The sequence below is a fragment of the Mycobacterium sp. 1164966.3 genome (assembly GCF_001665395.1).
Lineage (GTDB): Bacteria > Actinomycetota > Actinomycetes > Mycobacteriales > Mycobacteriaceae > Mycobacterium.
Genome location: NZ_LZSG01000033.1, coordinates 1 through 12,155, shown reverse-complemented (window position 1 = coordinate 12,155; position 12,155 = coordinate 1). Strand labels below are relative to the sequence as shown.

Here is a 12,155-nt window from a genome sequence, read left to right as displayed (position 1 = left end):
GTCCCGCCGTGCGCGAGCTGATCCTCGACGACGTCGACGAGCACCCGCCAGGCGGAGTGGTACAACCGCGCTGATCTCACGTAGCGCGCGAGTGTCGAGATTCGCTCTAGCGCGCCAACGCTGCGACTTTTAGCCCTGAAAGGCGTCGTGCTTGTGACATCTTGCGAAGGGTCGAGAGAGAGCCGGTAAACTGGCGCCATCATTCCTGCAAGGCAACGGTTTCGGAGCAATGGCCTCAGGATCTAGGCGGAACTATGGAGCAATATGAAACGTCTTGTATTGAGCGCGATGCCGGTGGCCACGTTTACGATTACGGTTGCGGTGATGATCTCGGCCGCACCCGTGGCCCAGGCGCAAACGGATATCGAGACTAACTGCAAGAACTCCGGCGGCCAATATTCGTCGGAAGAGGTACAGCCTCATTTTGGCGCCAACCCCACCCTTATCGAGACATGTTGCACCGGCACTGGGGCCTCGGCAAAATGCATTACCTACCGAGACGGCGTGCAAGGGCCCACATACGGAGGGGGCTGACCGGCAACAATGCCAGGTCCCTTCCTCTTGGCCGGGCGGTCCAAACTGACGCCATCGACCCGACAGCGATCGCTCCTCCGCCTGAGATCCTCGGCAAGACTCCTGTGAATTGACAGCTTGCGGTGGTGTCGGAACTTTGCCCCAATCAGTTGCCCTCAGGGGGATACTCCCAGATATTGGTGTGATTCAACTCGTGGTGGTGCGCGCACACCATAATCTTGCCCTGTCCGTCCGTGGCGGGCGGTGCGCCCAGCGGACACTGGTCACCCGGCGAGGGTGCCAGCGGTACCAACATCAGCGCGGCAATCATTGCGTATTTCATTGTTGCGCTCCTTCTCGCTACCAATAACACGTCCCGACCACCACCAGAGTTCGCGGTGATCCCTCCCCTCCCAGAAGTGTTCGAGTCCGGCCGGGGTTGCTCCGGCTGCTCTAGCCGTGGGCAGAGTCCCGGAAACCAGCGGGCGGTTTCCATCCACGCACACGCCGCTAAGGTGCTGCCTGATTACTCGACAAGCCGCGTCAGGTGTCGTCGAATGGTCGTCGCCGCAATCTGTGGTCAAGTCGGTGACCGAGAACGGCGCGCCAGCTGGCTGTTCTCGCTGTTGCTAATTCTTGGGTGGGGTTTGGCCGCCGTGCTGGCGGCAATACCGGGTTCACCAGCGGACAGACGGTTTTGAAGGCACTATGGCCACCGCAAGCGAGCCACCAGGACGAGGTGAAAAGGTGGAACCCATCACCCCTGAAGACGTGGAAGTTGCAGAACGCAGAGCCGGAGAAGCTCGCCGACGGGCCGCACATGCGGGACTTTCAGCCGCCCAGAGCTTCGAAAAATCGGCGCACCTCCACGATGAACTTGCACAGGTGCAAGAGAGCACGGTTGGACAAGGTGTCTCGCATACGGAATATCATCGGGAGTCAGCAGCCCGTCATCGTGAGGCCGCAGACGAGGATCGCGAGCTCGCAGAGCAAAAACGGAGAGAATCCGAAGCCGACATGGCTGCCGACACCACTCAATAGCAAAACGAACGGGCTTGCCCAGGCGCCTAACGAACCGGGGATTTGGGGCCGTGACTACTCTTTACGGGGTGCGTGCGTATTTCTCCCGGTGGAGGCAGCCGACGCGGAGGGATATCGCCGCTCTCATCCTTTTCTCTGCCCTGGTGGTGCTTGGCGCCGTTTGGACATTCCACGAAGTGCAGAAGCATTCGCAAGAAGCCAAGAAGGCCAAGTACGAAACCTGCATTCATGAAGCCCAAGCGAAGCACGTGCTGCCTCTGCCCAGCTTGGACGAGATACAGGCATGCAAGCAGCAGGCGGGCGTCAAGTAGCGGCGGTTGATCTTGATATTCAGTTGTGGGGCGGGCGGGGCTCGAACCCGCGACCAATGGATTATGAGTCCGCGGCCGACGCCGCGACAACCAGCGGAAACTGGTTAGCTATTCGCAGCTAATCGCCTGTAAGACAGCGCCTCGGCGTTGCCAGTACGTTCGCGGTACGCCTACGGTACGGCTACAAATCGCCCTCGGTCGCTGGTATCTCGCCGGCACGAGCGCGTTAGTTGGGCGGGCGTGACGCCAGCGACTTCGAACACGTGGCTAGAAGTAGACATGCGTATACTTTTTATCGGCAACGCCTAACGCGCTGACCGAATCGGCAGGAGTCGCATTACGGAGGGTTACTAGTCATGGGTTTGTTGACCGAGAAGGAAAAGCAGTACTTGCAGACGCAGCAACTGGGTCGGTTGGCCACATCGGGCAAGACCGGAGTGCCGCATGTGGTGCCGACGGGATTTCATCTAGACGCAGATACCGACAGCATCAAGATTGGTGGTCATGCCTACCGTGGGCAGGACCGACTGTACATCCGCCATCTGATGATCAATCCTCATGCGGCGTTCGTGGTCGATGATCTCGTTACCGAGCCAACGTGGACGCCGCGCGGAGTGACGCTCAAAGGCTCGGTTCGCATACACGAGACGGGCGGAGAATCGCTTGGTCCAGGTTTCGGTCCCCGCTGGGTCGAGCTGGTTCCGAATTGGGTCGCGTCGTGGGGCATTGACGCCGACCCGTTCGCGGCTCCTACGCCGCCACGCAAACGTTCTGATGTCGGCGATTGAGCCGCATCAAGTAAAGCCGTCTAAGAGGAGAGGTTCATGAGTTTCAATGACGACGAGGTCGCTTACATGAGGAGTCAACCTCTAGCGCGGATCGCGACGGTTAGCGATGACGGCCAACCCGATGTGGTCCCAGTCGGTTTCGAGTTCGACGGAACCTACATCAACATCGGCGGCTATGACCCCGCGAGGACGCGCCGGCATCACAACGTCCGGGCCGGCAATCACAAGGTCGCCTTGGTCATAGACGATTTGGTCTCCACCCAACCGTGGAGTCCTCGGTTTCTTCGCGTGTACGGAAGTGCAGAAGTGGTGACAGATGACCAACCGTATTTGCGCGTGACGCCGGAGATTTCATGGAGTTGGAACCTCAGCGGCGAACCATTGACGCATGACGGATCATTTGTGCCACCAAAACGTACCAACCACAAACATCCGTGATCTTCATGCGGACTAGCGTCTAGCACGGCGTCCCATCGTTCATCCAGGGAGATGTCATGAGCTTTGATACACCCAACGGGACCTACGGCACGCGACAGCCAAAAGCCGGATTGCTGATGCGTTGGTTCAACGGCTGGAACATGAATCGCATTCGCCGCAAGGGCGGCAAGGTCATGGGAATGGACGCGCTGGTGCTGACGACAATGGGCCGCAAGAGCGGGGCCCAGCGCAGTACCCCGGTCGCTTATCTGCCCGATGGCAACGACGCCTGGCTTATTGTGGCGTCGGCGAATGGTGCGGCAAAACACCCGGCCTGGTACTACAACCTCGCCGCTCACCCCGAACAGGTCCGAATTGAAATGGCCGGACGCACGATTGCCGTCGGAGCCGAACAACTCCACGGACAAGCACGCGAAGAGGCGTGGCAACGTTTCAAGACCGAGTTGCCGCGTTTCGCGAAATACGAGGCAAAGACCGACCGCGAGTTGCCGGTCATTCGGCTGCAGGCACTCTCAGCGTCCGGTACCTAGCAGGATGAAAACAGTCTGCACCTGTCCGAACACGCGAAGGGATGGTGCGTGAGCGGCGACGAGGTGACGGCGGGTCGTCCCGGTGAGATGCCGACAAGCGAGCGCAAAGGGCAACGGACGCGACGCCTGATACTGGAAGCGGCCCGAGCGCTGTTCGCTAACGTCGGTTACGAGCGCGCCACCATTCGCGGTATCGCTAGCGCAGCCAACGTCGACAAGTCATCAATCATCAAGTATTTCGGCACCAAACAAAAGCTCTTCGAAGAGGCCACTACTTGGACCATTCCAATCGACGATGTCATCGCCGAGGATCCATCCCAAACAGCCGAAAATCTTGCGCGCGGGATGCTGGCTGCTTGGGCCGCCGATCCCAACAGTCCCATGGCTGTACTGCTGCGCGCCAGTATGACGAGCGATCAAGCCGCGGAAATCCTCCGCACCCACATCACGTCACATGCAATCAGCGCCGTCGCTAAGACGATCAACGCTCCCGAGGCTCGGCTTCGAGCAGCGCTAATCGGTGCGATGCTCGCGGGCATCACCACCCAGCGCTACCTGTTGAAACTGCCGGACCTGGTCGACGTCGACGTCGAGCACCTCCTTCAGCTGATCACCCCGGCGCTGCGAACTTTAATCGACCCCCAAGAATGAGTCCTGGGTTGCGACCATCGGCATAGCAACCCCCCGAAGGTCGGCAGCGAACCGCCTAATTTGGAATGTCAAAAATCAATCGAAACAGCTGTAAAGAATCAGCCGAAACACTGTCAGGCATCAACCGAAACCGAAACGTCAAGCATCAGCCGAGGCAATACACTTTTACGGTGGTGCGGGCGGGGCTCGAACCCGCGACCAACTGATTATAAGTCCGTAGGTCCGGCGCTACAGCAAACCCAATTCGGTCCGTCAGCAACTCAATTTCGGCGCCAATCCCCTAGTCTTCCTACCTCTCCGGTTTCAAAAAGTCCAGTTCTGGACAGCACCGGCAAAGCGGCATGTGGGCACGGTTGTCCAAAAGTGTGGGACGTGATGTGGATGCGGGCGGTTGTCGTCAGGCAGCAGGCAACCGGTGCAGGGGGCTGAATGCCACGCAAAGCCGTAGTCTCGCTAGCTGACAGAGGAGAAGGGCGAACTCACTCATCTTCGGCATGCTCAACCGACCTTTTGGTCCCGCTTTCATGCCACTATTGAGCGTTACTCAAGGGCAGTCGGAGGGCACCAAGATGTTCGGTAATGAGGAACTGCACAAGTCGCCCGTTCATAAGGCGATGAACATGAACGTTGTCGAACAGAAGCCCGGCTTCGCAGTACTATCCATGCCACTCAGCGAGGACGTGAGAGGGTACTACGAAGGCACTATTCACGGCGGGATGCTGGCTACGTTTGCGGATGCCGCCTGTGCGTGGTGTCTTATCGGTGCCTACGACATGTCTAACGAATTCACCGTGACAACGGATATGCACGTCCGCTACTACCGTCAGCCGCGTGGCGGTCCGCTCCGAGCAGAAGCCAGGATGGTACACAGCGGTCGCGTGCTACTCAGCGCCGAATGCACGGTGCTTGACGTAAACGACCGAGTCCTTATCCGTTCCACGGCGACCTACACCCGCAACTCCACTCCAGGCCGCGGCGTGGCCACCGGCGAAAAGTAATCGCCACCGCCTTGTGGCCTGGGTGTCCGCCTATCGTCGACCCAGACGAGATTGAAGACTCCGACGACGATTCTTACGACTGACACGACGGCGGATCGACGGCGGATCGCCGACTAGGCGTTCTTTTTGGAAGGACACAACGTTGTCCGCTGCCGCAACAACCGGACGCGCGAGCTTCGGTGCCGCTAGTTCGTCCTCAGTGACGTAATCCGCGTAGGTCGATAGGGTCAGTACGAAACTGGAGCGCCCAAGCCACATGCCTGGTGCCTACTACCTCCAGACCGATCCTGGCTTCACCCGGCGACAGCTGGCGCCACCGCTGATGCAGCTAGTACCGCGTGTACTGCACTTTGCCGACACCTACCAGGACGAGGCCGAACCGGTTAGCTAGACGACGCGGTCGTCGACCGTCTGTGAACGAGCGTGGACGCGGTCTGGACGTGAACGCGGTCTGTGGCCGAACCGGCGACCGTGCGAGAAGCCGCGAAATTCCCTTTACCTGCGAAAATGCTAAGTGGGGCTAAGTGGGGCGGGCGGGGCTCGAACCCGCGAGCCAACGGATTATGAGTCCCTAGTCAACGCGTCGGCAACCAGGAGAAACGGTGCGCCGAAACGACTCAAATCACCTGTAGGACAGTATTTTGGGCGTTGTCGGTACGGTTCCGGTACGCATCAGGCGCGGCTACAAAACGCCCCCGGTCGCCGGGGTGACGCCGGGGTGAGATGCGCTCAGGGCGGTTAGCTACCGACGAGTCGCCCATGCTATAAGGCGCCGACGAGCCTAGGGGCGCGAACTCGCCAGGCGCGACGAACGACCTCAGACCGTTGGGGTACTCACCCCCACCAGAACGACGTGGCGATCGCCACGTAGAGCGCGATGAGCACCGTCCCCTCGAACCAGGTCGATTCGCCGTCGAAGGTCACCAGCACCGCGACCAGTGCCGACATGATCATCGACGCCAACAACAGCGGCGAGAACACCAGATCGAAACCAGGCTGGCCGAGCCATGCCGCCGCCAGGCAGACGATCGGGGCGATGGTCAGCGCGATCTGGACGGGCGACTGGAGGATGACCTGGACCGCATAGTCCATCTGGTTCTTGGCCGCCAGCTGAATGCCGACGAAATTCTCCACCGCGTTGCCCGCGATCGCCACGATCACCAGACCGGCGAACACCTCGTTGATGCCCGCTGCATGCATCGCCGGCTCTAGGGCGGCGACGAACCATTCCGACACGAAGGCCGCACCGATCCCGGCGACGGCCAGCATGCCGATGGCCATCGCCAGCGGCCACTCCCCGTGTGCTGTCGCCACACTGGCGGCTTTGGCCGAATCGGGGCTGGCCACAATGGGAGACGACGCTCTGGAGGTTTCATGATCAACTTGCCCCACCGGGTCGACAGCACGCTTTCCGAGCGTAGCCGGCAGCGAGAGTGCGAACAGCGCAAGCATGACGATGGAGACGACGACCGACACCGCCCGCTCGTGCGGTTGCGCCGGGGTGTGTGTTGCAGCGGTGAGCGAGGGGACAGCGAGGATGAATACCGCGAGGGTGAACATCAATCCGAGGGTGCGTCCGTCGTCGGCGGCGAAGCGCTGGCGGCCGTGCTTGATACCGCCGACCACGAAGGACAGCCCGAGCACCAGCAGGGCGTTGGAGAGAATCGAGCCGACGATGGTGGCCTTCACCACCCCGTGAAGGCCTGCTTTTAGTGCGAACAGTATGACGAACAATTCGGGCAGGTTGCCCAGCGCCGTCTGCAGTATCCCAGTCGCGTTGGGCCCGAGCCGGTCTCCGAGCGCCTCCACCGAACGGCCGACCAAAGATGCCAGCGTGGCCAAGGCAAGTGCGGACACGATGAACGCCAGCACTGCATTCACGTGGGCGAAGTGCAGAACTCCGCTCGCCATGGCCGCGATCAGCGTGGTGGTGAGCATGATGCGGTCGCGCCGGGTCAGCAGTGGGAGCCGTTCAGTATGGGTGGTCGTCACGCGCCTCTCCTCTGATCGCGCCGAAGTTTTCCAGGATCGCACGGTTCGCGTTTAAAAATCGCCACTCGCGACCAAGCTATGGCCGATGCGAAGGCGATTAGCTCTGTCACTCGATGCTGTCGATACAGCAGGGTGTCCGGCAGATATGGCGTTTCTTTCCAAATCTCTGCGGCAGCTTTCAGACGGAGTCGAACCTTGAATTGAGGTTTTCTTCCTGGTCAGGCTGAACAGGAATTGGGCGGTCAACGGGCTTCAATCGGGTCAACACCGCCATGGGTAAGAATCCTCGTTACCCGTTCGACATCCCCCCGGTGGTGGTTCCGCAAGCTGACGTTTGTTGACAATGTGATCCGCGAGACTGCTCACGCAGCGGCAGCTGATCACTAATACCCGGAAGCGACGAGCGCGGGCATGCCAGGCTGAGACAAGGTGCGGCAAGGAGAGTCGGATGTGTCGGTGGGTTGCATACTTGGGCGGCCCGATCGCGCCCAGGGAGCTGTTGTATGACCCGGAGCGCTCACTTATCGAGCAGAGTCGTAGGCATGCGCCGAACATGGAAATACCCAACGGGGACGGCACGGGGCTGGGCTGGTATGAGCACCGTGCCGAACCGGCGCTGTTTCGCAGCGTAACCCCGGCGTGGGGCGATGAGAATCTTTTGGAACTGGCGACTGAGATCCGCACCCGACTGTTTCTTGCCCATGTGCGCGCGGGTACTGGGACACCGGTGCAGCAGACAAACTGTCACCCGTTCCGCTACCGCAACTGGCTTTTTGTGCACAACGGATACGTCGGCGGATATCAGCGGCTGCGCCGGGATCTGCTGTTGGCTGTTCGCCCAGCCCTGTTTGGCAACATAGCGGGGTCCACCGATTCAGAGCTGTTGTTTCACCTCGCGCTCACCTTCGGTCTCGCGGATGATCCGATCGAGGGGATCGCCCGAATGGCAGGTTTCGTCGAAGCGGCCGCCGCTGCGGCCGGTGTAGCCGAACCCGCGCTGCAGATGACGATAGGGGTCAGCGACGGGGTGCGTCTGTACGCGGCCCGTTACGCGAGCGGACCGGAAGTGAATACGCTTTTTGTGAGCGAAGATCCGGAGTCGGTGCGCATGCTCTACCCCGACAACGAGCGGCTGGCACACTTCCGTGATGATGCCCGGGTGGTAGTCTCCGAGCCGTTGACCCAGCTGCCAGGAGTGTGGCGCGAGGTGCCCGCCGGGACCGCGCTGATTGTCGGCGAGGACATCCAAGAGCTGCCATTCCAGCCGATTAAATGACCCAACGGCGTCTGTCGGGTGGAGTCTCCACACACGGAGACGTCCTGGTGAATCAGACGAGTGACGGTGTCGATCTCAACGACATCTGGGCAGAGATACAAGACGTGCTCGAACTCTGGAACAAAGAGCGAAAGAGTGTCACTGACATTCTGTCGTACAAGACGGTCAACGTCGCCGACGCAATTCCACAGAGCATCTCATCGGACAGCTTCGAGGAAGCCACCGAGTTTGGTGTCCCTCGCGCGATTCGACCGCCGAGTGATGTGCTCAAGCTCGGCTACTCGTTCAAGGACTACGACATCGCCTTGCGCGCAATGTGGAAGTTCCTGCGCGAAGCGACCGCCGAGCAAATCACGGCCCAAGTAACGCGCGTGTTCGAAGCCGACAACAAGCTCACAACCGGCTCCGTCCTGCGTCGGTTACTCGATCCGGCAACGGAATTGAACGAGTGGGGGCACGTCTGCTGCGGGTTGTGGAACGGCGACGGCATGGTGCCTCCGCCGTATCTCGGCACCACGTTCGCCGGGGATCACAAGCACTATCTCACCACCGGCTCAACAGTTCTCGATGCGCTTGATGTCGAGAACATGATCAAGCACGTCACTGAGCACGGCTACGGATTGGTGAGCGGCTCGCAGCTGGTGTTGATCGTCAACCCCATCGACTTTGAAGCCTCAAGCATTGCGGCCTGGAAGGCGGGTGTGGACTACGGCGGCGCAACGACACCGAAGTACGACTTCATCCCGAGCGCGCTGATGCCCGCCTGGATCTCGAACGAAGAAATCCACGGCCCGATCCCCAGCGCCGAGTACAACGGACTACAGGTGTGGGGTTCCTACAACAACGCCCTCATCATCAAGTCCAACTACATGCCTCGCTATTACGCCGCCTTGGTCGCTACCGGCGGGCCGAACAGCGACAGCAACCCGGTCGGCTTCCGCGAACACGTGAACCTGGCATACCAAGGGCTGCGGCATATTCCGGGGCGCGGCCCGTACCCCATCCAAGAGAGCTTCTTTGCTCGCGGGTTCGGTACCGGCACCCGACACCGGGGTGCAGCGGTCGTCGTCCAGATCACTACTGACCCAACTACACCCCGCCGACGATTGAGACGTAGCGATGGGTCGTTACACGCGGGCACCCGAGCCCTACCGCGATCCACCGCCGCCAGCACCACCACGTTGCGGGGCGCACAACCCTTTCCAGCTGCATTGCGAACAGGCCGGTGACCAAAGCACCGAGTTTTCATGGGGGCCAGGCCCGGTCGCGCCACACCTCAATGGCCGGCCACCCAGTGAGGGCGGGGTTTACAGGGGTCGCAGCCCAAGGGTTGACCCGCCCCGCAACGCGGAGCGCGTCGGGCGCCCACGCACACACCCCAGGCCGCTTGATGAGGCGCGTGGCTACCCGGGTGAGCAGGTGGCCCCATGAGCCGTGGCCAGGGTGGGTTTGTGTACCCGGTGCCCGCCCTGGCCACCCACCACGCCAGCGCCGCCGAGCTGCTGGTGCCCCGCGCACACGGCTACGGCCACGCTAGGCCGCTGAGCGGCACACCCTAGTCGGTCACCGGGGGCGGGTTGAGGGGGCTACGCGCCGGGCTCCCTTAGGCGTACAGCCGGCAGCGCTCAACAAGGATCTCTGCCAGCCGTTCAGGTTCGCTCACCATCAGCATGTGGCAGGCGTCGATCTCGATGAGGGTCTGCACTCCGCCAAGCGCGGCGATGCACTCATGTTGAATCTTCATCGAGACGGCGCGATCGCGCCGAGTGAGTATCCACGTTCGTGGCACCTCGTCGGGCATACCACTGCGGTCAACGTTTTCTATCATCATGGAGGGTGATTCCTGACAAGACCGAGCCAGCGTGAACTTGCGCTGTTCGGGAGTCATTCCGTTGCAGAATACAAACCCCGCCAACGCAGTAGGCAAACCTCCCGCCCGAACCGAACGGCCTTTCTGCACATAACGTTTCGCGGTGCGACGTGCGTACCAGCTCTGCGCCCCGGGAAGCGTGTCCACCAGGGCGCTGCCGTTGGTTGGTACTTGCGCGGTGGCCAAGATCATCTCCCGCACCCGCGCTGAGCCGAGCTTGGTGACAACACCGGGGACGATCACGCCCGCCAGCGAATGGCCGACGATCACGAGGTCGTCGAGCGCAGCATTCTCGATGTCCGACAGCACCGAGTCGACCCACCCGTCGATACAAGCGGTGATCAGGTCACCGGGCTTCCCTCGCCGCCCCGGCAGATCAACGGCCAGCACCCTTAGCCTCGGCTCCATGCCTTGGATCACGTCGACGGTGGATTCCCAACAATCAGCGGCGAACCCGCCTCCGTGCATAAGAACCAATGCAGGCAGTGCCATCGGGCCTCCTTCAGCGCCGAGCCCTGAGCAGCATCGTAAAGCTCGGCGACGCCAGCCCGCGCCAAGTTCGCCAAGGCTGCCCGCGCGAAGGGCAACACTAAAGTCGGTCGCCGCGCCAAAAGCACGGCCGCACCGAAACGCAAGGCCAAGCGCAGTTAGCTAGCGCCGCACCCACCGCGCCACGCGCCGGTACGACGCCGGTAAATCGCACTCTGCCTAGCCGATCTAAATGTCGCAAATACGGTCTGACCAGGTGAAATACGGTGGGGCTGTTCAGAGTCGGTTGATGCTTGACGTTTCTGTTTCGGTTGATCCTTGACACTCGTTGTTGTGGCTAGGTCTCTGTGCTGGCGCGCAGGGCCCGTTTGTTTCGTACCTCTCCGCTGCTGGTGCGTGCGGCGGTTTTGACCAGTTCGTCGCCGATCCAGAAGCGCAGTAGCTCGCCGTCGACGTGGACGTCGCAGCGGGCGCCGGCGTGGTGGCGTCCGACGCTGACTTGTTGCCATGACACGCACACGATGCCGTTGGAGCACACCCGGCGGCTGACCCAGTCCTGACCGCTGCGGTCCTGGGGTGGCGTCGTCATTGCCGCTGGTGTGCTCACGGGGGCGCCCGCGGCGAAACGCTCAGCGGGGGTGGCCATGTCCAGCGATTGATGTGGACGGGTGTTGTTGTAGTAGTCGATCCACTCGTCAAAGGCCTGCTGGGCCACCTTGATGTTGGTGAAGGACGCTGATCACTGAGGAATTCGGCCCGCATCGTGCGGTGAAACCGCTCGATTTTGCCGGTAGTGGTGGGACTGCGCTGCTGCGTCAGCAGGTGCTCAATCCCGTTGTCGCGGCAGATCGCATCAAAGAGCACCTCCACCGGCGGGTTGTTGTAGCGGCCGGTGAACACCCTGGCGTTGTCGGTCAACAGCTGATCGGGTGCCCCGTAGGTGGCGATGGCCGCGCGCAGCGCGTCACAGACCGCCCGGGTGCGCTCCCGAGCCATCAACCGCCCCGACACACACACGGGAGTGATCGTCAAGCCCGGTCAAGGCCTTGGCGCTGGTGCCGTCGGCCAGCGGGAATCCGCCGACGGTGTCCATTTGCCACAGCTTCATCGGCAGCCCGCGTTCCCAGCGTTTCCACTTGCGTGAGCGCCGATCCCGCAGCGTCGGGTCGATCATGGCGGCCCGCAGCAACGCCCGATACGCCGCAGACTCCGACGGCAACGGTCTCACCCCGCGCTTATCCAACTCGAACACCAGCCG

Annotated in this window: 13 protein-coding genes and 1 pseudogene; 10 read left to right on the top strand and 4 right to left on the bottom strand. The window is 61.4% G+C overall.

Translation table 11 applies throughout. The annotated features are described in order from the left end of the window. Positions 1 to 679: 679 nt before the first annotated feature. Positions 680 to 856 carry a hypothetical protein gene (locus tag A9W99_RS26535; protein WP_156623056.1) on the bottom strand — a complete coding sequence of 59 codons (177 nt, stop codon included), beginning with the start codon at positions 854 to 856 and terminating at the stop codon, positions 680 to 682. Between the two features lie 365 nt (positions 857 to 1,221). On the opposite strand from A9W99_RS26535, the gene A9W99_RS26030 reads away from it, so the two are divergent. The 7 genes from A9W99_RS26030 to A9W99_RS10950 all read left to right on the top strand — a co-directional run bounded on the left by A9W99_RS26030 (position 1,222) and on the right by A9W99_RS10950 (position 5,270). Then, positions 1,222 to 1,554 carry a hypothetical protein gene (locus tag A9W99_RS26030; protein ID WP_082929949.1) on the top strand — a complete coding sequence of 111 codons (333 nt, stop codon included), beginning with the start codon at positions 1,222 to 1,224 and terminating at the stop codon, positions 1,552 to 1,554. 68 nt (positions 1,555 to 1,622) lie between these two features. After that, on the top strand, positions 1,623 to 1,865 hold the full coding sequence (locus tag A9W99_RS10975; protein WP_156623055.1) for a hypothetical protein: 243 nt from the start codon (positions 1,623 to 1,625) through the stop codon (positions 1,863 to 1,865). A 356-nt stretch (positions 1,866 to 2,221) separates the two neighbouring features. Beyond that, positions 2,222 to 2,653 (top strand): pyridoxamine 5'-phosphate oxidase family protein, encoded by a 432-nt coding sequence (locus tag A9W99_RS10970; RefSeq protein ID WP_067376874.1) that lies wholly within the window; start codon positions 2,222 to 2,224, stop codon positions 2,651 to 2,653. Between the two features lie 36 nt (positions 2,654 to 2,689). Continuing rightward, positions 2,690 to 3,091: a PPOX class F420-dependent oxidoreductase gene (locus A9W99_RS10965; protein ID WP_067376872.1), complete on the top strand. Its 402-nt coding sequence runs from the start codon at positions 2,690 to 2,692 to the stop codon at positions 3,089 to 3,091. Between the two features lie 56 nt (positions 3,092 to 3,147). After that, a complete protein-coding gene (locus A9W99_RS10960; protein WP_172828851.1) occupies positions 3,148 to 3,621 on the top strand; it encodes a nitroreductase family deazaflavin-dependent oxidoreductase in 474 nt (157 codons plus the stop codon). A gap of 87 nt (positions 3,622 to 3,708) precedes the next feature. Further along, positions 3,709 to 4,272 carry a TetR family transcriptional regulator gene (locus tag A9W99_RS10955; protein WP_067376883.1) on the top strand — a complete coding sequence of 188 codons (564 nt, stop codon included), beginning with the start codon at positions 3,709 to 3,711 and terminating at the stop codon, positions 4,270 to 4,272. A gap of 533 nt (positions 4,273 to 4,805) precedes the next feature. Beyond that, positions 4,806 to 5,270: a PaaI family thioesterase gene (locus A9W99_RS10950; RefSeq protein ID WP_172828850.1), complete on the top strand. Its 465-nt coding sequence runs from the start codon at positions 4,806 to 4,808 to the stop codon at positions 5,268 to 5,270. Between the two features lie 834 nt (positions 5,271 to 6,104). On the opposite strand, the gene cax is transcribed toward A9W99_RS10950, so the two are convergent. Next, positions 6,105 to 7,262 carry a calcium/proton exchanger gene (gene cax, locus A9W99_RS10945; RefSeq protein WP_082929947.1) on the bottom strand — a complete coding sequence of 386 codons (1,158 nt, stop codon included), beginning with the start codon at positions 7,260 to 7,262 and terminating at the stop codon, positions 6,105 to 6,107. A 469-nt stretch (positions 7,263 to 7,731) separates the two neighbouring features. Here cax and A9W99_RS10940 point away from each other — a divergent pair, with 469 nt between their 5' ends. The 3 genes from A9W99_RS10940 to A9W99_RS27550 all read left to right on the top strand — a co-directional run bounded on the left by A9W99_RS10940 (position 7,732) and on the right by A9W99_RS27550 (position 10,097). Further along, complete coding sequence (locus A9W99_RS10940; protein ID WP_253869734.1) at positions 7,732 to 8,538, top strand: class II glutamine amidotransferase; 807 nt, start codon at positions 7,732 to 7,734, stop codon at positions 8,536 to 8,538. Between the two features lie 47 nt (positions 8,539 to 8,585). Further along, positions 8,586 to 9,767, top strand: coding sequence for a hypothetical protein (locus A9W99_RS10935; RefSeq protein ID WP_253869732.1), 1,182 nt, complete (start codon positions 8,586 to 8,588; stop codon positions 9,765 to 9,767). Between the two features lie 198 nt (positions 9,768 to 9,965). After that, positions 9,966 to 10,097, top strand: a complete 132-nt coding sequence (locus A9W99_RS27550) for a hypothetical protein (RefSeq protein ID WP_256389949.1) — start codon at positions 9,966 to 9,968, stop codon at positions 10,095 to 10,097. Between the two features lie 44 nt (positions 10,098 to 10,141). Here the strand turns inward: A9W99_RS27550 and A9W99_RS10930 are convergent, their stop codons facing one another. After that, complete coding sequence (locus tag A9W99_RS10930; RefSeq protein WP_067376863.1) at positions 10,142 to 10,900, bottom strand: alpha/beta fold hydrolase; 759 nt, start codon at positions 10,898 to 10,900, stop codon at positions 10,142 to 10,144. 334 nt (positions 10,901 to 11,234) lie between these two features. Continuing rightward, positions 11,235 to 12,155: pseudogene (locus A9W99_RS10925) on the bottom strand (integrase core domain-containing protein); the annotation flags it as partial.